At 60.7% G+C, this 19,236-nt stretch carries 26 protein-coding genes; 8 read left to right on the top strand and 18 right to left on the bottom strand.

Going from position 1 to position 19,236, the window contains the following annotated elements; all coding sequences use genetic code 11:
* Positions 1-107: 107 nt before the first annotated feature.
* The 5 genes from LOY31_RS06105 to tsaA all read left to right on the top strand — a co-directional run bounded on the left by LOY31_RS06105 (position 108) and on the right by tsaA (position 3,670).
* Complete coding sequence (locus LOY31_RS06105) at positions 108-581, top strand: GNAT family N-acetyltransferase (RefSeq protein ID WP_041475157.1); 474 nt, start codon at positions 108-110, stop codon at positions 579-581.
* An 83-nt stretch (positions 582-664) separates the two neighbouring features.
* Entirely contained in the window at positions 665-1,375 is a 711-nt protein-coding gene (locus LOY31_RS06100; RefSeq protein WP_221532883.1) for an rRNA pseudouridine synthase, read from the top strand.
* Between the two features lie 73 nt (positions 1,376-1,448).
* Positions 1,449-1,916, top strand: a complete 468-nt coding sequence (locus LOY31_RS06095) for a DUF1456 family protein (RefSeq protein ID WP_007954948.1) — start codon at positions 1,449-1,451, stop codon at positions 1,914-1,916.
* Between the two features lie 127 nt (positions 1,917-2,043).
* Positions 2,044-2,814 (top strand): SDR family oxidoreductase, encoded by a 771-nt coding sequence (locus LOY31_RS06090; protein ID WP_007954945.1) that lies wholly within the window; start codon positions 2,044-2,046, stop codon positions 2,812-2,814.
* A 157-nt stretch (positions 2,815-2,971) separates the two neighbouring features.
* Positions 2,972-3,670: a tRNA (N6-threonylcarbamoyladenosine(37)-N6)-methyltransferase TrmO gene (gene tsaA / locus LOY31_RS06085; protein WP_371915878.1), complete on the top strand. Its 699-nt coding sequence runs from the start codon at positions 2,972-2,974 to the stop codon at positions 3,668-3,670.
* 69 nt (positions 3,671-3,739) lie between these two features.
* On the opposite strand, the gene fpr is transcribed toward tsaA, so the two are convergent.
* Positions 3,740-4,519 carry a ferredoxin-NADP reductase gene (gene fpr, locus LOY31_RS06080; protein WP_007908723.1) on the bottom strand — a complete coding sequence of 260 codons (780 nt, stop codon included), beginning with the start codon at positions 4,517-4,519 and terminating at the stop codon, positions 3,740-3,742.
* Between the two features lie 144 nt (positions 4,520-4,663).
* On the opposite strand from fpr, the gene LOY31_RS06075 reads away from it, so the two are divergent.
* A complete protein-coding gene (locus LOY31_RS06075) occupies positions 4,664-5,590 on the top strand; it encodes a LysR family transcriptional regulator (RefSeq protein WP_007954941.1) in 927 nt (308 codons plus the stop codon).
* Here the strand turns inward: LOY31_RS06075 and LOY31_RS06070 are convergent.
* The 3 genes from LOY31_RS06070 to LOY31_RS06060 form a co-directional block, all read right to left on the bottom strand.
* Entirely contained in the window at positions 5,587-5,949 is a 363-nt protein-coding gene (locus tag LOY31_RS06070) for a diacylglycerol kinase (protein ID WP_003222276.1), read from the bottom strand. The two genes, LOY31_RS06075 and LOY31_RS06070, sit on opposite strands and share 4 nt — an antisense overlap.
* A gap of 75 nt (positions 5,950-6,024) precedes the next feature.
* Positions 6,025-6,675, bottom strand: coding sequence for a response regulator transcription factor ErdR (gene erdR / locus LOY31_RS06065; RefSeq protein ID WP_102686582.1), 651 nt, complete (start codon positions 6,673-6,675; stop codon positions 6,025-6,027).
* 224 nt (positions 6,676-6,899) lie between these two features.
* On the bottom strand, positions 6,900-7,643 hold the full coding sequence (locus tag LOY31_RS06060) for a tRNA-uridine aminocarboxypropyltransferase (RefSeq protein ID WP_085605309.1): 744 nt from the start codon (positions 7,641-7,643) through the stop codon (positions 6,900-6,902).
* Positions 7,644-7,832: 189 nt separating this feature from the next.
* Between LOY31_RS06060 and LOY31_RS06055 the strand changes: the two genes are divergently transcribed.
* Positions 7,833-8,258 carry a PA3611 family quorum-sensing-regulated virulence factor gene (locus LOY31_RS06055; protein ID WP_064593873.1) on the top strand — a complete coding sequence of 142 codons (426 nt, stop codon included), beginning with the start codon at positions 7,833-7,835 and terminating at the stop codon, positions 8,256-8,258.
* On the opposite strand, the gene LOY31_RS06050 is transcribed toward LOY31_RS06055, so the two are convergent.
* A complete protein-coding gene (locus LOY31_RS06050; RefSeq protein ID WP_007954932.1) occupies positions 8,259-8,453 on the bottom strand; it encodes a hypothetical protein in 195 nt (64 codons plus the stop codon).
* Between the two features lie 353 nt (positions 8,454-8,806).
* Between LOY31_RS06050 and LOY31_RS06045 the strand changes: the two genes are divergently transcribed.
* Positions 8,807-9,925, top strand: a complete 1,119-nt coding sequence (locus LOY31_RS06045) for a TIGR00730 family Rossman fold protein (protein ID WP_115076770.1) — start codon at positions 8,807-8,809, stop codon at positions 9,923-9,925.
* Between the two features lie 80 nt (positions 9,926-10,005).
* Here LOY31_RS06045 and recX read toward each other — a convergent pair whose 3' ends face one another.
* The 13 genes from recX to LOY31_RS05980 form a co-directional block, all read right to left on the bottom strand.
* Complete coding sequence (gene recX, locus LOY31_RS06040) at positions 10,006-10,476, bottom strand: recombination regulator RecX (RefSeq protein WP_085605307.1); 471 nt, start codon at positions 10,474-10,476, stop codon at positions 10,006-10,008.
* Positions 10,477-10,484: 8 nt separating this feature from the next.
* Positions 10,485-11,543, bottom strand: coding sequence for a recombinase RecA (recA, locus tag LOY31_RS06035; protein ID WP_003222269.1), 1,059 nt, complete (start codon positions 11,541-11,543; stop codon positions 10,485-10,487).
* Between the two features lie 83 nt (positions 11,544-11,626).
* Positions 11,627-12,127, bottom strand: a complete 501-nt coding sequence (locus LOY31_RS06030) for a CinA family protein (protein ID WP_221532884.1) — start codon at positions 12,125-12,127, stop codon at positions 11,627-11,629.
* 68 nt (positions 12,128-12,195) lie between these two features.
* Positions 12,196-12,726 carry a lysis system i-spanin subunit Rz gene (locus LOY31_RS06025; RefSeq protein ID WP_221532885.1) on the bottom strand — a complete coding sequence of 177 codons (531 nt, stop codon included), beginning with the start codon at positions 12,724-12,726 and terminating at the stop codon, positions 12,196-12,198.
* Positions 12,708-13,271, bottom strand: a complete 564-nt coding sequence (locus LOY31_RS06020; RefSeq protein ID WP_258712973.1) for a glycoside hydrolase family 19 protein — start codon at positions 13,269-13,271, stop codon at positions 12,708-12,710. Before LOY31_RS06020 ends, LOY31_RS06025 begins: the two co-directional genes overlap by 19 nt.
* A gap of 33 nt (positions 13,272-13,304) precedes the next feature.
* Positions 13,305-13,559 carry a hypothetical protein gene (locus tag LOY31_RS06015; RefSeq protein WP_221532887.1) on the bottom strand — a complete coding sequence of 85 codons (255 nt, stop codon included), beginning with the start codon at positions 13,557-13,559 and terminating at the stop codon, positions 13,305-13,307.
* The gene (locus LOY31_RS29375; RefSeq protein ID WP_221532888.1) at positions 13,559-14,719 is read right to left on the bottom strand and encodes a hypothetical protein; all 1,161 of its coding nucleotides are present in this window, start codon (positions 14,717-14,719) and stop codon (positions 13,559-13,561) included. The genes LOY31_RS06015 and LOY31_RS29375 overlap by 1 nt, the downstream gene beginning before the upstream one ends.
* A gap of 18 nt (positions 14,720-14,737) precedes the next feature.
* Positions 14,738-15,184: a phage tail assembly chaperone gene (locus LOY31_RS06005; RefSeq protein ID WP_221532889.1), complete on the bottom strand. Its 447-nt coding sequence runs from the start codon at positions 15,182-15,184 to the stop codon at positions 14,738-14,740.
* The gene (locus tag LOY31_RS06000; protein ID WP_221532890.1) at positions 15,185-16,084 is read right to left on the bottom strand and encodes a phage tail protein; all 900 of its coding nucleotides are present in this window, start codon (positions 16,082-16,084) and stop codon (positions 15,185-15,187) included. It abuts the gene before it with no gap.
* A 41-nt stretch (positions 16,085-16,125) separates the two neighbouring features.
* Positions 16,126-16,593 (bottom strand): phage tail assembly chaperone, encoded by a 468-nt coding sequence (locus tag LOY31_RS05995; RefSeq protein WP_221532891.1) that lies wholly within the window; start codon positions 16,591-16,593, stop codon positions 16,126-16,128.
* Positions 16,593-17,519: a hypothetical protein gene (locus LOY31_RS05990; protein ID WP_221532892.1), complete on the bottom strand. Its 927-nt coding sequence runs from the start codon at positions 17,517-17,519 to the stop codon at positions 16,593-16,595. The genes LOY31_RS05995 and LOY31_RS05990 overlap by 1 nt, the downstream gene beginning before the upstream one ends.
* Positions 17,520-17,541: 22 nt before the next feature.
* Positions 17,542-18,108 (bottom strand): tail fiber assembly protein, encoded by a 567-nt coding sequence (locus LOY31_RS05985; RefSeq protein WP_221532893.1) that lies wholly within the window; start codon positions 18,106-18,108, stop codon positions 17,542-17,544.
* Between the two features lie 7 nt (positions 18,109-18,115).
* On the bottom strand, positions 18,116-19,210 hold the full coding sequence (locus LOY31_RS05980; RefSeq protein WP_221532894.1) for a phage tail protein: 1,095 nt from the start codon (positions 19,208-19,210) through the stop codon (positions 18,116-18,118).
* Positions 19,211-19,236 lie beyond the last annotated feature (26 nt).

Below are 19,236 nucleotides of genomic sequence, written 5' to 3'. Positions count from 1 at the left end.
GAAAAATACAGAAAGCCCCGCTCTCTTTTACGAGATGCGGGGCTTTTTTACGGCTAGAGTTTGGGGTGGGAAGGACTCCCTCATCCATGACAAAGAGGCTATCGGGCATGCGTCACCACTCGGTCATCCACACGCCGAAACTCAGCGATTATCAGGAACTGACCCGGGTCTGGGAGGCCTCGGTCCGCGCGACTCATGATTTCCTGCCGGAATCCTACATCGAGCTGCTGAAGAATCTGGTGCTGACCCGCTACCTCGACGCGGTGATGCTGATCTGCACACGGGACAGCCATCAGCGCATCACCGGGTTCGCCGGGGTCGCGGCGGGCAAGATCGAAATGCTGTTCATCGACCCGGCCCATCGCGGCCAGGGCCTTGGCAAGAAACTGCTGAAGTACGCGATGGAACACCTGAACGCCGACGAACTGGACGTCAACGAACAGAACCCGCAGGCCCTGGGGTTTTACTTCAAGCAAGGGTTCGAGGTGATCGGCCGCTCGGAAGTCGATGGCATGGGCCAGCCGTATCCGTTGTTGCACATGCGTCTGAAACAACCGGAGCAGCGCGCGGTACGCGGCTAAAAGCCACACGGCGCAAATGCAATCGGGCTTAACCGGCCCCAGGCAGGTACAATGCCCACCCCTTTTTCGTTACGGCCCCTGTCATGACTGACCCGATTCGCCTCTCCAAACGCCTCATCGAGCTGGTCGGTTGCTCCCGCCGGGAGGCCGAGCTGTTCATCGAGGGCGGCTGGGTCACCGTGGACGGCGAAGTCATCGACGAGCCGCAGTTCAAGGTCGGCGACCAAAAGGTCGAACTCGACAAGGACGCCAAGGCCACCGCGCCGGAGCCGGTGACCATCCTGCTCAACGTGCCGGCCGGCATGGATGTCGACAGCGCCATGCAGTCGCTGAACGCCGAAACCCTCAGTGAAGAACACCGCTACGGCAAGCGTCCGCTGCGCGGGCATTTCTTGCGCCTGACCGCCAGCGCCGACCTGCAACCCAAGGCCAGCGGCCTGCTGGTGTTCACCCAGGACTGGAAGGTACTGCGCAAGCTCACCGCCGACGCGGCCAAGATCGAGCAGGAATACGTGGTCGAAGTCGAAGGCGACATGGTTGCCCACGGCCTCAACCGCCTGCAGCACGGCCTCACCCACAAGGGCAAGGAGCTGCCGCCGGTCAAGGCCAGTTGGCAGAACGAAAACCGCCTGCGCTTCGCCATGAAGAACCCGCAGCCTGGGATCATCGCCCAGTTCTGCGAAGCGGTCGGCCTGAAGGTGATCGGCATTCGCCGCATCCGCATCGGCGGCGTGTCCATCGGCAAGGTGCCGATCGGCCAGTGGCGCTACCTGTCCGGTAAAGAGAAATTCTAAGGCTCGCAAGCCACCCTACATTCCGGCATCGCGTCCCGCTCGGTGCCCACAGCGAACAATCAGGATTGCACACATGGTTCACAACGACGTTCTGCGCAGCGTGCGCTACATGCTCGATATCAGCGACAAGAAAGTGGTCGAGATCATCAAACTCGGCGGCCTGGACGTCACGCTTGCCGATGTCGTGACGTACCTCGACAAGAAAGAAGAAGACGAAGAAGGTTTCGTGCGCTGCCCGGACGAAGTCATCGCGCACTTCCTCGACGGTCTGGTGATCTTCAAGCGCGGCAAGGACGAAAGCCGTCCGCCGCTGCCGATCGAACTGCCGGTGACCAACAACATCATCCTGAAAAAGCTGCGCGTGGCCTTCGAGCTGAAAGAAGACGACATGCACGCGATCCTCAAGGCCGCCGAGTTCCCGGTATCCAAGCCTGAGCTGAGCGCGTTGTTCCGCAAGGTCGGCCACACCAACTACCGCCCGTGCGGCGATCAGTTGCTGCGCAATTTTCTCAAGGGCCTGACCCTGCGCGTTCGCGGTTGACCCATTCGATCACGGCGACTTCGGTCGCCGTTTTCATGCATAGCCCTCCATTCCCTCAAAAAATAGTGGCTCCGCTTTTCGCGGCCGGCGACTAGGGTGTACTGAACCCTAGCCCTCAGGATTCGCCATGCACCCGTATTTCTCCCTGCAAGGCCGCACCGCCCTGGTGACCGGCGGCACCCGTGGTATCGGCAAAATGATCGCCAAGGCCTTTGTCGAAGCCGGCGCCCGCGTGTACGTCTGCTCCCGTGACGCTGAAGCCTGTCATCAAACCGCTGAAGAGCTAAGTGCCCTGGGCACGTGTCATGGCGTGGCGGCGAATCTGGCGACGGAAGAAGGCGTGAAGGAGCTGGCAGCGCGACTGGGCGAGCAGATCACTCATCTGGACATTCTGGTGAATAACGCCGGCACCACCTGGGGCGCGCCGCTGGAGAGCTACCCGGTCAAGGGCTGGGAGAAAGTCATGCAGCTCAACGTGACCTCGGTGTTCAGTTGCATCCAGCAGTTTCTGCCGTTGCTGCGCCAATCCGGGTCGGCGGCCAATCCGGCGCGGATCATCAACATCGGTTCGGTGGCGGGGATTTCTTCCTTCGGCGAACAGGCCTACGCCTACGGGCCGAGCAAGGCGGCCCTGCATCAGCTGTCACGAATTCTCGCCCGGGAACTGGTGAGTCAGCACATCAACGTCAACGTCATCGCGCCGGGGCGCTTCCCGAGCAAGATGACCCAGCACATCGGCAGTGACCAGCAGGCGCTGGCCGAAGACACCGCGCTGATCCCGATGAAACGCTGGGGCCGTGAGGAGGAGATGGCGGCACTGGCGATCAGCCTGGCGAGTACTGCCGGGGCGTACATGACCGGGAATATCATTCCGCTGGATGGCGGCTTCAGTCTGTAGATCAGCGGCGCGGCATTCGCGAGCAGGCTCGCTCCCACATTTGGAATGCGTTCCCCTGTGGGAGCGAGCCTGCTCGCGAAGAGGCCCGATCTGTCAGCACCAGACTTGAAGCCTGCCGGGTTATCATGCCCGCCCTGCTCCGCTTCGAATGCACACCATGACTTACAGCGTCTCCCCCATCGGCTTCGTCCGCTCCTGCTTCAAGGAGAAGTTCGCCATCCCGCGCCAGCCGCAACTGGCCCCCGCCGCCCGTGGCGTGCTGGAACTGGTGGCACCGTTCGATCAGGGTGACGCGGTGCAGGGGCTGGAGCAGGTCAGCCATGTCTGGCTGCTGTTCCTGTTCCATCAGGCGCTGGAAGAAAAGCCGCGCCTCAAGGTCCGCCCTCCGCGCCTCGGTGGCAACAAGTCCATGGGCGTGTTCGCCACCCGCGCCACGCACCGGCCGAACGGCATCGGCCAGTCGGTGGTGAAGCTGGACAAGGTCGTAGCCAATCGCCTGTTCATCTCCGGCATCGACTTGCTGGATGGCACGCCGATTCTCGACATCAAACCCTACGTGCCGTACGCCGACATCATTGCTGACGCCTCCAACAGCATCGCCAGTGCCGCGCCGCACCTGATCGACGTGCAATGGACGGACACGGCGCTGCAACAGGCGCACACCCACGCTCAGCGCCTTGCCGAGCCGCTGGTCGAATTGATCGAGCAGTGCCTGGCCCAGGATCCGCGTCCGGCGTATCAGACGCCCGCGCCAGAGCGCGAATACGGCGCGCAGTTCTGGGATCTGGACGTGCGCTGGCATTACCCTGTGCCTGAGCAGATCCGCGTCCTGGAAGTCATCCCCGCCGCTGACTGAATTCCAAAAACGAAAAAGCCCGCGCTGCCTTCTCAGGCAACGCGGGCTTTTCTGTCGGCATCGTCAGGATTATTTCTCGACGAATGCGCGCTCGATCAGGTAGTCACCCGGCTCGCGCATACGCGCCGAGATCTTCAGGCCGAAGCTGTCGAGCACTTCGCTGGTCTCGTCGAGCATGCTCGGGCTGCCGCAGATCATCGCGCGGTCGTCCTGCGGGTTGATCGGTGGCAGGCCGATGTCGCTGAACAGCTTCCCGCTGCGCATCAGGTCGGTCAGACGGCCCTGATTCTCGAACGGCTCGCGAGTCACGGTCGGGTAGTAGATCAGCTTGTCACGCAGCGCTTCGCCGAAGAACTCGTTCTGCGGCAGGTGCTCGGTGATGAATTCGCGGTAGGCGACTTCGTTGACGTAGCGAACACCGTGAACCAGGATCACTTTTTCGAAGCGCTCGTAGGTTTCCGGGTCCTGGATCACGCTCATGAACGGCGCCAGACCGGTGCCGGTGCTCAGCAGGTACAGGTGCTTGCCCGGGTTCAGGTCGTCCAGCACCAGGGTGCCGGTCGGTTTTTTCGAGATGATGATCTCGTCGCCTTCCTTCAGGTGCTGCAGCTGGGAGGTCAGCGGACCGTCCTGCACCTTGATGCTGAAGAACTCGAGATGCTCTTCCCAGTTCGGGCTGGCGATCGAGTAAGCGCGCATAAGCGGGCGGCCGTTTGGCTGTTGCAGGCCGATCATCACGAACTGACCGTTCTCGAAGCGCAGGCCCGGATCGCGGGTGCACTTGAAGCTGAACAGAGTGTCGTTCCAGTGATGAACACTGAGGACACGCTCGTGGTTCATGTTGCTCATGTACGTGGGACTCCTGGAGATTGATCTGCGCCTGCCCGGCTCGTGTTGAAGAATGCCGACGGTGCGCAATTGCATCGCATTCTAATAGCGCCGACAATATCTGTTAACTGGATTATTAAGATAAGGGTTATCGGTTATATCGATATGCGATTTACTCTTCGTCAACTGCAAGTCTTCGTCGCTGTCGCCCAGCAGGAAAGCGTGTCCCGTGCTGCGGGTCTGCTCAACCTGTCGCAATCTGCCGCCAGCACTTCCATCACCGAACTGGAGCGCCAGTCCAGCTGCCAGCTGTTCGACCGCGCCGGTAAACGCCTGAGCCTCAACGCCCTCGGCAAACAGTTGTTGCCGCAAGCGGTGGCCATGCTCGATCAGGCCAAGGAAATCGAAGACCTGCTCAACGGCAAATCCGGTTTCGGCTCGCTGTCAGTGGGCGCGACCCTGACCATTGGCAATTACCTGGCGACTCTGCTGATCGGCGGTTTCATGCAGCGCCACCCCGAAAGCCAGGTGAAGCTGCACGTGCAGAACACTGCCAATATCGTGCAACAAGTGGCTCATTACGAAATTGATCTGGGTCTAATCGAAGGCGATTGCAGCCACCCGGACATCGAAGTGCAGAGCTGGGTCGAGGATGAACTGGTGGTGTTCTGCGCCCCACAGCATCCGTTGGCCAAGCGCGGCAGCGCGACCATGGAAGAGTTGACGCACGAAGCGTGGATTTTGCGGGAACAGGGTTCGGGGACGCGCCTGACCTTCGATCAGGCGATGCGGCATCACCGCAGTGCGCTGAACATCCGGCTGGAGCTGGAACACACCGAAGCGATCAAACGCGCGGTGGAATCAGGTCTGGGGATTGGCTGTATTTCACGTCTGGCGCTGCGTGACGCCTTCCGGCGCGGCAGCCTGGTGCCGGTGGAGACGCCGGATCTGGATCTGGCCCGACAGTTCTACTTCATCTGGCACAAGCAGAAGTACCAGACCTCCGCCATGCGCGAATTCCTCGACCTGTGCCGCGCCTTCACCGCCGGGGTGCAGCGCAGCGACGAGATCGTTCTGCCGAGCATCGCTTAAAGCAGAATCACCGCCCACACCAGGGCGATCATGCTCAGTGCCACGAATTGCGCGGCACTGCCCATGTCCTTGGCGTTCTTGGACAGCGGGTGCAACTCCAGCGAGATGCGGTCGATGGCCGCCTCCACCGCCGAATTCAACAGCTCGACGATCAAAGCCAGCAGGCACACGGCGATCAGCAACGCCTGCTCGACCCGGCTGACATTCAGGAAAAACGTCAGCGGAATCAGTACCACGTTAAGCAGCACCAATTGGCGGAATGCGGCTTCGCCGGTGAAGGCGGCGCGCAAGCCGTCCAGCGAGTAACCGGAAGCGTTGAGGATGCGTTTCAGGCCCGTCTGGCCCTTGAAAGGTGACATAAAGTAGATAACCGACCGAAAGGAAGTGGGGAAGCTAGATCAACGAAAGTCAAAAAAGCGTGAAGACGCCAGTGCTTACTGGCTCGGAATTGACTCAAGTTGTTGCAGCAGTAAAGCTGCCTGGGTCCGGGTCCGCACGTTCAACTTGCGAAAAATCGCCGTGACGTGGGCCTTGATGGTCGCTTCGGACACGCTCAGCTCGTAGGCGATCTGCTTGTTCAGCAAGCCTTCGCAGACCATGGTCAACACCCGGAACTGCTGCGGCGTCAGGCTGGCGAGGCCATCGCTGGCGGCTTTGGCTTCATCCGAAACGCTGACCGCTTCGAACGCCTGGGGCGGCCAGAACACGTCGCCATCCAGCACTTTGCGCACCGCTTCCTGAATCACGCTCAGGTCGCTGGACTTGGGAATGAAGCCACTGGCGCCGAATTCCCGGGACTTGACCATCACCGAGGCTTCTTCCTGGGCCGAAACCATCACCACCGGAATCTGCGGGTACTGACCGCGCAGCATCACCAGCCCGGAAAACCCGAAAGCGCCCGGCATGTTCAGGTCCAGCAGCACCAGATCCCAGTCAGCCTTTTCGGTCAGGCGGGATTCCAGCTCGGCGATGCTCGCCACCTCCACCATGCGTACGTCCGGGCCAAGGCCCATCGTCACCGCTTGATGCAGTGCGCTACGAAAAAGAGGGTGATCATCGGCAATCAGGATGTCGTATGTGGCCATTTTTCAAATGATCCTGTTTTTGATGGCGGGCCCGCGCATTCGGGCCTCACCAAAGCAAATCCAGATACCGCCCGGCAGCGGCATCCACAGGGGCACGTTCAACGCCAATCACGAACAAAAACGGCGTTTCAAACCTTGGCCGCACCCCAATCGGCGCCAAGCATGACCAGCGAAGCCTAGGTGGTCAAGCCGCACGGCCACTGCTTTAGCAGTATGGGCCAGGATCAGGCCGGTACTGGCGCCGCGTTTCGGATATAGGGCAGCAATTCAGCGTGGGCGGGCGTCGACACGTTGACCTCCAGTTGCTGCTTGGCCCCCAGGTAATGCTGGCTGAACACATCGAAATAGGCATCCAGCGCCGACGCCGCGTCCGAATCGCCGGCCAGTTCCAGGCACAGCGCCGCCACTTCGGCAGTGCATAGGTGCTCGCTGCGGGTCGAGCGCCGCAGGCGATAGCGCGACAGCTTGTCAGGCAACAGGCTGAGGATCGGCAAACGGTCGAAATACGGGCTCTTGCGGAAAATCTTCCGGGCTTCGGTCCAGGTCGCGTCCAGCAGGATGAACAGCGGACGCTTGCTGCTATCGAGATCCACGGTGTTGGTCACCCGCGAAGGTTCGACGTACTCACCGGGGAACACCAGATACGGCTGCCATTGCGGGTCGTTCAGCAGCGCCAGCAGTTGTTCGTCGGGCTCTGTCCGCGACCAGATGAAGGCATGGTTGTCGCGCACGATGTCGGCGATCAGCCAGCCGGTATTGCTGGGTTTGAACACTTCCTTGCCGGTCATGATCAGGCAAACACCCGAGCGTGTATCGACGGTTGGCCGCCAGGCGCACAGGCAATGGCTGATGATCACCCGGCAATCGCGGCAACGCGGAGAGCGAAAACCACGGGCCTGGATCGGCTTGATGCCTTCGTCCTCGCGCTGGTCGCGCAGGCGGGCCACGGCGTTGGGGGCATGATTCATCGCAGGCGGCACCGGCAGACAGGAAAACTCGACACGAACGACACTCGGCAGGGCAATAAAGGCCGGCAGTTTAACAGAGCGACGGGCACAAGCCTGTACCCTCCCGACCGGCTCCCCTATAATTCGCCGCCACTGAACGCACAGTCACGTGGCTGGTCGAACCACCAGTCACTGAACCAGGAGAGTTTCATGCTGCGCCTTATCGTTCCCACCGCTGCCATTCTGCTGGCTTCGTCCTTCAGCGCTCAGGCTGCATCCCTGAGTGAGCAGAATCTGAACCGAGAGCTGCGCAATGTCGCCGCACAAAGCAGCGTCGGCACGCCACGGGCGATCAACGAAGACATTCTTGATCAGGGCTACACCGTCGAAGGCACCACGCTGGTCAATCACCTGAGCGTGCAAAAGAGCCACGCCGACAAAATGCGCGCCGATCCCAAAGCCGTGTATTTCCAGCTGGGCGCCTCGGTCTGCAACAACCCGTCGTACCGCAAGCTGATGGCCAAGGGTGCGATCATGCGTTACGACTTCACCGAAGTGAAAAGCAACAAGGCGATCGGCTCCGCCAGCTACCAGGAATCGGATTGCCCGAAAGCGGCTCCAGCGAAGAAGAAGTAATCATCGAGACGTGGCGCGCCGCTGTTCATCCTCGGCGCGCAATTCGGCCAGCAAGGCCTGCAAGTACCGCGAGCGGCGATCCCCTCCCGCCAGGCGTCGGCAGCACTCCTCTTCGAGACTCACATGGTTGGTCTCGGCCGATGCTTTCAACAACCGATACAGCTGCGTATCGATCTCCAGAATCACTCTGGTCATGTGTCCTGCCTCCTTGCCACCCGCAAATCCTTGAATAGCGTGCACCTTGCGTACGGTCGTTGACGCAAAGTTGTCGTACGGCGCCTTTAACTTAGTAAATCAGAGCATTCAGCCCTCGACGTGGCATCGGACGAGCGGTGAAAACACTTCGCAAAGCAGCAATAAGCAGTTGCCAGGAAAGACTTTGCGGCTCAATGCTCAATGAGCGAAAAATGCTTTGAGGGTCTAGATTCAACGTATTCCCGTTCATTTTATTAACGGCAGGAAAGGAGCTGTCGGACGTTTGTTTTCTTGCAGCGCGGCACTGACGCCGCACGTCAGGGCCGAAAGCTCTGTGCAGAAGGAGAAGTTGCATGCCTTACCAACCGAATGACCTGCTCAGCCGTCATTTTCAGGAAAGCGGCCACGACCTCATCAGCAAGGTCGAAGAACAACTCAACCTGGTATCACCCAACAGCCCGAATTCCCCCATCTACCGCGACATGATCCTGACCGTGCTGCGCATGGCCCAGGAAGACCACAACCGCTGGAACGCCAAGATCACCCTGCAAGCCCTGCGCGAACTGGAGCAGGCGTTTCGCACGCTTGAACAGTTCAAGGGGCGACGCAAGGTCACAGTGTTCGGTTCGGCTCGCACCCCGGTCGAACATCCCCTTTACGCCATGGCTCGGGAGCTCGGGGCATCGCTGGCCCGCTCGAACATGATGGTCATCACCGGTGCCGGCGGCGGAATCATGGCCGCGGCTCATGAAGGGGCCGGTCGCGATCACAGCCTGGGCTTCAACATCACCCTGCCCTTCGAACAACATGCCAATCCCACCGTGGACGGCACCAACAACCTGCTGCCGTTCCATTTCTTCTTCACCCGCAAGCTGTTCTTCGTCAAGGAAGCCGATGCGCTGGTGCTGTGCCCTGGCGGGTTTGGCACGCTGGACGAAGCACTCGAAGTGCTGACATTGATCCAGACCGGCAAAAGCCCTCTGGTGCCGGTGGTTCTGCTGGACGCACCGGGCGGGACGTTCTGGCAAGGCGCGCTGGACTTCATCCGCCAGCAACTGGAGGAAAACCGCTACATCCTGCCAACCGACCTGAAGCTGATGCGCCTGGTCTACAACGTTGAAGAGGCGGTGGAGCAGATCAACCAGTTCTACGGCAACTTCCACTCCAGCCGCTGGCTCAAGCGCCAGTTTGTCATTCGCATGAACCACAAATTGAGCGACCAGGCCCTGGACCATATGCAGGAAGCCTTTGCCGATCTGTGCCTGAGCGACCAGTTCCATCAACACGCCTACGCCGGCGAAGAACACGACGAGGCTCAATTCAGTCATCTCACGCGCCTGGCATTCGCCTTCAATGCCCGGGATCACGGGCGTCTGCGGGAGCTGGTGGACTACATCAACCTGCCGGAAAACTGGGCCCAGTCAAAACCCCAAACCGCGCAACGCACCCGCGAACCGTCGAAGGTAACGTGAAGGCAAAAAAAAACGGCCCGCTATCGAAATAGCGGGCCGTTTTTATTTTTCAGATGAAGCTGAGCTGAAGCTGGAGCGATTTAATCGTCCATCCCTCTGCCGCTGAACAAGCGGTTGATCATCTCCATCGAAAATCCCCGGTACGCCAGGAATCGACCTTGTCTGGCGCGTTCCTTGGCATCGCCGGGAAGCTGTCCGGAAAACTTCCGTCGCCACGTGTCCGTTAGCTGCTCCTGCCAGTTGATACCGCTCTCGCGCAAGGCGAGTTCGATATCGGCGCGTTGCAACCCGCGCTGGCTCAGTTCTTCGCGAATCCGCAGTGGGCCGTAACCGGAACGGGCGCGATAGGAAACAAAGCTTTCAAGATAACGGGCTTCGGAAAGCAGCCCTTCTTCCGTCAAACGGTCGAGGGCTGTTTCGATCATCTCGGGGGGAGCGCCACGCTGACGCAGTTTGCGCGTCAGCTCGACTCGACCATGCTCGCGGCGTGCGAGCAGGTCCATGGCGGTTCGCCGCACCGCGACGAGGGTATCGAGTACGGCGGTTGTCATCGGTGCAATCAGATGTCAGCGTCAGCCAGGTCGTCTTCGGTCTCTTTGACCGCAGAAGCCTTGGAGTCGGCGATCACGGCTGGCGACAGCAGTTTGTCACGCAGTTGCTTCTCGAGCTTGGCCGCGACTTCCGGGTTGTCCGCCAGGAACTTGGCCGAGTTGGCCTTGCCCTGACCGATCTTGGTGCCTTCGTAGGCATACCAGGCGCCGGACTTCTCGACGAAACCGTGCAGTACGCCCAGGTCGATCATCTCGCCGTTCAGGTAGATGCCCTTGCCGTAAAGAATCTGGAACTCGGCCTGACGGAACGGCGAAGCGACCTTGTTCTTCACAACCTTGACGCGGGTTTCGCTGCCGACCACTTCGTCGCCTTCCTTCACCGCGCCGGTACGGCGGATGTCGAGACGAACCGAGGCGTAGAACTTCAGCGCGTTACCACCGGTGGTGGTTTCCGGGCTGCCGAACATCACGCCGATCTTCATGCGGATCTGGTTGATGAAGATCACCAGGCAGTTGGCGTTCTTGATGTTACCGGTGATTTTACGCAGCGCCTGGGACATCAGACGGGCTTGCAGGCCCACGTGCATGTCACCCATTTCGCCTTCGATTTCAGCCTTTGGCACCAGAGCGGCCACGGAGTCGACGATGATCACGTCAACGGCGTTGGAGCGCACCAGCATGTCGGTGATTTCCAGGGCCTGTTCGCCGGTGTCCGGCTGGGAAACCAGCAGGTCGTCGACGTTGACGCCCAGTTTGCCGGCGTACTCAGGGTCGAGGGCGTGTTCGGCGTCGACGAAGGCGCAGGTCGCACCGGCTTTTTGAGCCTGGGCGATCACGGACAGCGTCAGTGTGGTTTTACCGGAAGATTCAGGACCGTAGATTTCAACGATACGGCCTTTTGGCAGGCCGCCGATGCCGAGTGCGATGTCCAGACCCAGAGAGCCGGTGGAAATGGCCGGGATCGCCTGACGGTCCTGATCGCCCATACGCATTACGGCACCCTTGCCGAATTGACGTTCGATCTGACCCAGGGCCGCAGCCAAGGCTTTCTTCTTGTTGTCGTCCATTAAAGTCCTCACGTAATCAATAAGGCCTGACGGCCAACACCTGTATAAGTAGCCAGTATTATTCCACAGCGTTCACGGATCGCCTACCCCTGATTTTCGATTTCTCGTGCCGCTAGTCGCAGCAAGCCCTCTAGCGCGGCCTTCACCGTTTGTCGGCGGACGTCGTCGCGGTTACCGGCGAAGTGCTGGACCTCACTGGAAATCTGGTCGCCCACGCCCCACGCCAGCCATACGGTGCCCACCGGTTTGTTCGGCGAACCACCGTCCGGCCCGGCCACGCCACTGACCGCCACGGCAAACCGCGCCAGGCTTTTCTCCTGGGCGCCGCGCACCATGGCCTCGACCACTTCGCGACTGACCGCACCCACGGTGCCGAACAGCTCCGTCGGTACATTCAGTTGCTGGGTTTTCTGGCGATTGGAGTAGGTCACGTAACCCGCTTCGAACCACGCCGAACTCCCAGGAATGCGGGTGATGGCTTCGGCAATCCCACCACCGGTACAGGACTCGGCCGTAGTGACGTGGGCATTGAGCAATTGCAGACGTCGGCCAAGTTCGGCCGCCAGTTGGGTGATTTCTTTCACGGCGCGCTCCGGATCGGATGGAATGGGTACCACCGTACACGAGCCGGTTGCGCTTTCAATACACAAGCTTATTCAAAATGTGCAGGCGCCAGCGCTCTGATATAGGCCTGACAAGCCTGCAAGGCGATCAGTCCACGGTCGCCTTCGCCGGTGATGGCGACAATTCGTCGAGCATGCGCCGGGTCAAGTCGGGCGCGTACGGCTGCATGATCCACGCCGCCGGCGCTGGAGGTGGCTGGCACACCGCAACCTTGGGCAGTGTCGCCTGCGTCGATGAGGACTGACAGGCGCAGATCAGCAGTGGCAAGACGATCGCGCAGGCGATCCTGATCACGTTGGGCATCGTTCAGTGCTCGGTAATGGGTTTGTTCGCTGACCGCGAGCCGTTGCTCCAGGGCCAGACGCTTGTCCTGTTCGGCCTGTTGCGCGGTGGCGGCCGTCAGAGTCAGTTGATTAAGGGTTTCGGCGTGCAACCGCGCCTGTTCGGCCAGTTGGCGGCCGTAGCGCCAGTCCTGAAACTGCCACGCCAGCGCTGCCGAACCTGCGGCCAGCAGCATCAGGCCGATCAGCCGCCAGACGCTCAGACCGAAGGCAGGCATAGCAACGCCCTCGCCCGCCCCCAAAGTTCCAGGCGATCCTGCAAGCCGTTCAACCCGCCGTTGATCCGCCGGGTAATGCTGTTGAACTGATCCTGATCCGCCAGCGCGTTCAGGCCGTTCTGCGCCCAGAACCATGCGGCGGACTCGGCCGCCCATTGCGGTTGTTCCAGCAGTTCCGGCAGCGCCAGCAAGCGCTCGTCACCGAACAGCCCGAGGCTGCACTGGCGATAGTTGGCGCGGCCGGTAATCTGGATCAGCCCGCGCCCGCGATACTTCTGCCCGTCGCCATCGGCCTCGGGCGTGTTGCCCAATCGCAAGGCCAGCGTACCGGTGTCGTACTTGCTCAGGTATTGGTTGTTGCCCAGTTCACGCACGTACTGCAATTGCCCCGACTCGTGTCCGATCTGGGCGAGAAACGCAGCCACGCGTTTAGGTGTGTCGATGCGATGGCGAGCCATGGCATCGTTGAGTGCAGAAACAAAAACGCCCGCTTGGCGGCGGGCGTTGGGCATGATGTTGAGTAGGTTGTCTTCAGTAATTTGCATAATGCTCGGTCCTCCCTGGATGTCCCGATTGAATCACGACTGACGGCCAAGACCGGTCAGCCATTTCTTTGCCAGGGTTTTCAGGGTTCCTTCCGGGGCACTTTCTTCCGGCGACGAAAACACCCAGCCAAGGGTGCCGAAGTTTGCCGACCAGTCGATTTGTGGCGCGGGCGCTACGTCGGAGATGTCGACCCAGAGCAGATCCGGGTGAAACATCTCGACCATGTTTCCATCGGTCGAAAACAACTCGACCACCGTGTTTTCAACAACGCGTGCGTAGGTTTTCATCAGGCGTACTCGTAAATGATCACGACGCCTCGCGCGCCAGCACCACCGGGGCGGGCTGCCTGGTTGTTCGCGTTAGCGATACCACCCCCTCCGGAACCGTATCCGGAGCCCGGTGCTGCCAGAGCAGAGGCCGCGCTGCTGCCATACCCTCCACTGCCCAATGGTGAATTGCCACCATGCCCTGCAAGCACCGATAAATTGACGCAAATGCCCGGACTGCCTGCGGCTCCCGCCATATTGACTATATTGCCGCCCGAAGGCGCGAGACTTGGATAGCCGCCCGTATTCAAGCCGAACGAGGGCAGAGACAACGCCGAGAACCCTGGCGATCCACCGCCACCGGTAGCAGAAACCAACGAACCGAAGGAGCTGGTTCCGCCACCCCCGCCTCCCTCCGCGACAGCTCCACCGGCTCCGCCGCTACCTACCGTGACCGTCTGACTGCTGCCAATCGCTGCGGATGCAAGCCACGCTTCAGCGTAACCACCCGAAGCACCACCACCCGCCATGGAAATCTGATTGGAACCGGTCGCCGGAATCCCTGCACTGCCGCCACCGCCACCGATGACCTTGACCCACACATTTTTCATCCCGACGCTGGGCACGTAGACGCCAGACGCGGTAAAGGTGCGCACACCCAACAATCGGCCAGTGGTGGCATTGCCACCGCTGGCATACACCAGCAACCAACTGTCCAGTGCTGCGCTGAACACCACCGAGCACACGCTGCCACCGACAATTTCGGCAGGTCGCAACGCACTCTGTGCCAGACTCAAAAGCGGTTTGGGCAGAAGACCATTCGGCGCAAATGTGCTCGCCCCTGTATTGGCATTACCTGCGGTGAAACGCAGCGCCAGACCGTCCTTCAACGTCGTGATGGCGGGCACGTAGTTGGCCATGTAGAGATTGGCAGCGCCGATATCCGCTGCATGCTTGTCCTCACCGGCCTGGCTTATTTTCCTGAGCGCCTGCAACAACTGCGTCGCATCGCTTTCGCTCGGTTCAAGGCCCGCAGACTTGACGACATTCAACAGCTCATCGGTGACACCGTTGCCCCAGGTCGCAGGAATCAGCGACCCCGGCAAACCACCGACAACGTCTTCATTGACGAACTTGCCGTTCACCAGCCCGATGCCGGGAACGCTTTTCGGGTAATCCATTTCAGTTTCCTTGATCCATTAGAGTGCCGAGGCCAACCAGCGCGGCGCTACCGGGCGATGCTCGCTGAACGGGAAAAACGACGCCTGCGGCCAGTCCCGCAACGCCCGCCGGAACGTTTGCAGTTCGGCGTATTGCTCGGTAGTCAGGGTGGTGCCGCCGCCGTCCTCCAGCTCATCGCGGTCACGGGCCACCAGGCCGTCGGTCGCGGCCAATTGCGCCGTGCGCCAGCGGCGTTCTACGTCAGCCGCTACTTCGGCAGAGGGAGGCGGTGGATCGACCAATACCGGATAACCGTTGTCCGCACGCACGCCGATCACTTTTGCAGACACCGTCAGTTGTTGCAGCAGCGATTCCCAGTACGCCTGGGGAATTTCGATGACGTCATCGGGAATGTCCGACGAATTGATACCCGGTACATAAACGCCCCGGGTGCTGGCGCTGAACAGAACGTTGAACGGATTCATTCAATAGCCCTTTGCGTGATAGAGGACAGTCCAGTTAGGCGAGACATCACCGGTGTAACTGCGGATTTTCAGAGTGCATCCCTGTTTGCTCGGAGCCGGAGTGCCCGTGAGAATGACCATGGCACCATCTCCCCCCGAATGAATCGCCACGATCGAGCTGAACGCGTTGGGGAAGGAAATAGGGAAGACAACTCTGATTTCGCCGTTTGCATCCGAAACAGCCATGCCCCACTGATCGATGTTGCCGGTCGCATGCCGCTGATAACCGCTATTGCCGCTGGATCCGCTCAACAGCGACGAGTACCGGTTACTCATTGTTCCGCCAATCAACCGCCATTGGTTGTCGAGCTTGATGAACTCGGCGCAATCGCCAAGCCCGAGGACGATCGGCCCGCCAGCGCCATTGGAGGCCTTGATAACATCGCTGCCGACCGTTGCGATGGTCAAAACGCCGGTGCCGGCATTGATCACCTGAAGGGTGCTGCCGTGGGCAATGTTGCTCGTGGCCGGCAACGTCGTGGAAATCGCTGTCGCACTGGAAAAGCTGGCGACTCCACCGACGTTGGCCGCGGTTAGCGCAACACCTGCTGCATACGAAGCAAACCCCGAATACTGCAGTCCGCTACGGGTCACGAATGCGGTAGTGGCGACCGTCTGACTGTTGTCGAACTGCGGTGGGGTCGCAAACAGCTTGTTGCTGCGCAATGCCGTCAATACTTGATCGGTTCGAGTCTCGGACGGCGTGAGGCCAGCGGCCTGGATGACCGTCAGCAGCTCCTGAGTGATGCCGTTGCCCCAGCTGGCCGGGATCAAGGATCCCGGCTTGCCGGTGACCGGGTCTTCATCGACAAACTTGCCGCTCACCAGACCTGCGCTGGGAACACTATTGGGGTAGTCCAAGATTTATCTCCTTATCTGAATACATGGATTGCGTGAGGGCCTCAGCCAATCTGGCCGACCAACCACTGCGGCGCTGATGGCCGTGAAACGGATGACGGAAATGCGCCGGCACCAGGCCAGTCGCGCAACGCCTGGCGGTACTCAAGCAGCTCCAGATAGTGCTGGGCCTTGAGCGTTGTTCCGCGTCCCAGTTCCTGCTCGTCGCGATGGCGGGTGACCTGCCATTCAGTGGCTGCGATTGCGGACTGGCGCCAGATTCGCTCTGCCGCCAGAGGCTCCTTGTCCTCGACCATTGGGGGTTGAGCGATGACAGGACTTTGCGGTTCGCGCGAAGGCTCGATAGCGCGAGCCGCCTCGGGCATCGGCACGCCGATTTCGACGCTCACACCTTCGGGCACCTGCACCATCGCAGCGACAAAAGCAGGCGCGAAGAGTTGGTCGATCGCGTAGTCACCGGTGTCGATCACTTCGATCGCAACACCGTTTTCAATACGTGCATACATGACCATTAGGCGTACTCCCAGATTTCACAGAAAGCGTTGCCGCCGGCACCGCTCAGAAACGACACAGACGTGTTGTTGGAGCAGGTACCTCCACCTCCGGAACCTCGAACCCCCGCATAGCCATTGCCGTTGACACCGGTGGACGACGCACCGCCATCAAACGGGCTGGCCCCCCCGGTGCCGGAAAGCACGCCCCAATTGTTGTTGAACATCGCGAACCCACCGCTCATGCCGCGGGCGTTGGTCAGATTGCCGCCCGTGACCACCTGACCACCGGGGCCGCCCTGGACGAAGCCGTTCGCCGTGGGTCCCACGGCGACAGCCAGAACCGATCCGCCAGCGCCACCGGCAGCACTCATCAAAGAACCGAACGAAGCGCCGCCCCCCGCCAAGCCAGCCACCGTGCGGGAGGCGCCACCGGCGCCCAGCGTGACCGGCACGCCGGCGAGCATGTCCGTTGTCACTTCGTACAGACCTTCCGCATAGGCACCGGCGCCACCGCCTCCGCCAATTCGCAGAGTGCTCACCTCGACAGGTGCACATCCCCCCCCTGAACCTCCCGCGCCGACCAGCCGGACACGAATCCTTTTCGCATTGGGGTTGGGGCGGTAAACCGTGATGCCGACCGTCTCGATCTGCCGGACCGCCAGCAACCTTCCCACTGCATCGGTGATGCCGTAGCCCGCCAGCGTGGTCGGGTTGTTCTTCAGTTTGGTGAAGTCGACAAGGGCGCCAATGGCCGTTGCCAACTGATTGGTTTTGCTCTCGTCCGGCGTCAGTCCGGCGGCCTTGATGGCGTTGAGAATTTCTTGCGTGACACTGTTGCCCCAGGCGGCGGGGATCAACGATCCGGGCGTGCCGGCAACCGGGTTTTCATCGACAAAACCGCCATTGACCAGGCCGACGCCGGGAATACTGTTTGGATAATCCATTGCACGGTTCCCTGTGCTGCAATCAGTTGGTTACGCCTGCGCCGGGGACTGCCGGCCAAGTGACTTCGCCGGGGAAACCGGCCTGCTTTTCTATACGGTTCAGCTCGACGCTGTAGAGCTTCCATTCAAGCAATTGCAGTTGCTCTTCGTGGCTGGCGTCGCCGATGTCTTCGGCGTATTGCAGCGGAGCAATGCGCAGGACGGCGTCGCGAAGCAGCGTGTCGCGCTTTTCCAGAACCTGTTGGCTGACGCTGTGCAAACGGGCTTGCTCATCCAGTTGCCATGCGTTGTCGCGCCACACATGGAATTCCCCGGGCCAGGGCTGCGTTGTCAAGGTTTCGGGCAGCTCCCCCAACTCACTCCAGATCTGCTGCCCGCCGCCGTCCTTGCGAAAAACCGGACCGCGCCGGTCAATCACTTCTCGCGGTACACCGTTGATCAGGGCCCAGGTACGACCGGCTTCAGGCGCGGGTAATTCGAACGACAACTCCACCGCGTTGCCGGGCAGTTGAATACCGATGCCTGGGGTCACGAAAAACTCGACAGGCCCGGACAAAACGCCCGCGCCGTCAAACAGATAATTGAACATAGGCACCTCAGATGAGCTTGATACGGCCGGGATAGGCAATGTTGCGAGGGCGGGACTTGAACGCCAGCAGCAAAGTGTTGGCAGCATCTCGTTGGTAGGTTGTATTGGCAGGGAAGACAGGGCCGCCGTTGACCAGTCCGGACACGTATTGCGGCTCTTCACGAGACTCGGCACCGAAGCCGGTCAGGCTGTCCGACCACCACGCGCCCACCGCACCGGCACCATTGGAGCCCATGGCATACGAGTGAATCGATCCGGCCTGAAAGGCCCCCATGGCACGGCCGGTGTCCACGCCCCTGCCCTCGTCCAGAACCCGCAGAAACTCGCCTCGCCCTTCAGGGCCACGGAAGGTTGACGCGCCGTCACCCGACGTCCATTTACCTTCGTTGCCCGCACGCGCCGCTTCAGTGCCCAACATTCCCGAAAGCTGGGCGTGGTCCCACAGCCAGGGCCACTCGGCACGTTTCATGACCGTACCATTGAGCGCACCGTAACCACCGGGACTGAGCAAGGTGGTGGTCTCGAAAAACGGCCGGCCAAGCGGAGTGTTGTCAAACCGACCGACCGGCCACCAGCTACCCGAAGCATCACTGCGCAAATGCCACCAGTCGCCGCCGCCCATCAACACCAGAAACGGATAGCCGCTGGGTGACAGGTGAGTGTGGAAACGAATACGGTCGGAACCCGACGCCTGAACGATCAGGCGGTTGCCGCTGTTATCCATGCGACGAACAATCACATCGCGCACACCCAGCGCCGCGTTTGCCGGTGGCAACGTCACCGTCACGGCACTGGATCCGCCATCGATCAGCACCAGGCCCAGCTCCGGGTCGGTCAGTGCCTTGGATGCAGTCAGCCGCGTTACTACCGAGCGCATCGGGCTGGCATTGCCGACAATCGATTGAATGGCTTTGAGCAGCTGACCGGTATCGGCCTCGGCGGCTGTCAGCCCGGCGCCGCTGATCACGTTGAGTATTTCTTGTGTAACGCTGTTGCCCCACACCGCCGGAATCAATGAACCCGGCGTTCCCGCCACAGGATTTTCATCGACGAACCGGCCATCGACCAGGCCGACGCTGGGGACGCTCTTTGGATAATCCATTCTCTTGACTCCTGTTCTCTTACGCC

This window comes from Pseudomonas sp. B21-021 (assembly GCF_024749205.1).
GTDB classification, from domain to species: domain Bacteria; phylum Pseudomonadota; class Gammaproteobacteria; order Pseudomonadales; family Pseudomonadaceae; genus Aquipseudomonas; species Aquipseudomonas paraglycinae.
Note: the sequence above shows the minus strand (reverse complement) of the source record. Positions and strands in the feature narration are given on the sequence as shown.

Bases quoted from the DNA above. Each gene is read 5' to 3' on its own strand.
- LOY31_RS06105 (WP_041475157.1), top strand. From the start codon at position 108: ATGCGTCACCACTCGGTCATCCACACGCCGAAACTCAGCGATTATCAG.
- LOY31_RS06100 (WP_221532883.1), top strand. From the start codon at position 665: ATGACTGACCCGATTCGCCTCTCCAAACGCCTCATCGAGCTGGTCGGT.
- LOY31_RS06095 (WP_007954948.1), top strand. From the start codon at position 1,449: ATGGTTCACAACGACGTTCTGCGCAGCGTGCGCTACATGCTCGATATC.
- LOY31_RS06090 (WP_007954945.1), top strand. From the start codon at position 2,044: ATGCACCCGTATTTCTCCCTGCAAGGCCGCACCGCCCTGGTGACCGGC.
- tsaA (WP_371915878.1), top strand. From the start codon at position 2,972: ATGACTTACAGCGTCTCCCCCATCGGCTTCGTCCGCTCCTGCTTCAAG.
- fpr (WP_007908723.1), bottom strand. From the start codon at position 4,519: ATGAGCAACATGAACCACGAGCGTGTCCTCAGTGTTCATCACTGGAAC.
- LOY31_RS06075 (WP_007954941.1), top strand. From the start codon at position 4,664: ATGCGATTTACTCTTCGTCAACTGCAAGTCTTCGTCGCTGTCGCCCAG.
- LOY31_RS06070 (WP_003222276.1), bottom strand. From the start codon at position 5,949: ATGTCACCTTTCAAGGGCCAGACGGGCCTGAAACGCATCCTCAACGCT.
- erdR (WP_102686582.1), bottom strand. From the start codon at position 6,675: ATGGCCACATACGACATCCTGATTGCCGATGATCACCCTCTTTTTCGT.
- LOY31_RS06060 (WP_085605309.1), bottom strand. From the start codon at position 7,643: ATGAATCATGCCCCCAACGCCGTGGCCCGCCTGCGCGACCAGCGCGAG.
- LOY31_RS06055 (WP_064593873.1), top strand. From the start codon at position 7,833: ATGCTGCGCCTTATCGTTCCCACCGCTGCCATTCTGCTGGCTTCGTCC.
- LOY31_RS06050 (WP_007954932.1), bottom strand. From the start codon at position 8,453: ATGACCAGAGTGATTCTGGAGATCGATACGCAGCTGTATCGGTTGTTG.
- LOY31_RS06045 (WP_115076770.1), top strand. From the start codon at position 8,807: ATGCCTTACCAACCGAATGACCTGCTCAGCCGTCATTTTCAGGAAAGC.
- recX (WP_085605307.1), bottom strand. From the start codon at position 10,476: ATGACAACCGCCGTACTCGATACCCTCGTCGCGGTGCGGCGAACCGCC.
- recA (WP_003222269.1), bottom strand. From the start codon at position 11,543: ATGGACGACAACAAGAAGAAAGCCTTGGCTGCGGCCCTGGGTCAGATC.
- LOY31_RS06025 (WP_221532885.1), bottom strand. From the start codon at position 12,726: ATGCCTGCCTTCGGTCTGAGCGTCTGGCGGCTGATCGGCCTGATGCTG.
- LOY31_RS06020 (WP_258712973.1), bottom strand. From the start codon at position 13,271: ATGCAAATTACTGAAGACAACCTACTCAACATCATGCCCAACGCCCGC.
- LOY31_RS06015 (WP_221532887.1), bottom strand. From the start codon at position 13,559: ATGAAAACCTACGCACGCGTTGTTGAAAACACGGTGGTCGAGTTGTTT.
- LOY31_RS29375 (WP_221532888.1), bottom strand. From the start codon at position 14,719: ATGGATTACCCGAAAAGCGTTCCCGGCATCGGGCTGGTGAACGGCAAG.
- LOY31_RS06005 (WP_221532889.1), bottom strand. From the start codon at position 15,184: ATGAATCCGTTCAACGTTCTGTTCAGCGCCAGCACCCGGGGCGTTTAT.
- LOY31_RS05995 (WP_221532891.1), bottom strand. From the start codon at position 16,593: ATGGTCATGTATGCACGTATTGAAAACGGTGTTGCGATCGAAGTGATC.
- LOY31_RS05990 (WP_221532892.1), bottom strand. From the start codon at position 17,519: ATGGATTATCCAAACAGTATTCCCGGCGTCGGCCTGGTCAATGGCGGT.
- LOY31_RS05985 (WP_221532893.1), bottom strand. From the start codon at position 18,108: ATGTTCAATTATCTGTTTGACGGCGCGGGCGTTTTGTCCGGGCCTGTC.
- LOY31_RS05980 (WP_221532894.1), bottom strand. From the start codon at position 19,210: ATGGATTATCCAAAGAGCGTCCCCAGCGTCGGCCTGGTCGATGGCCGG.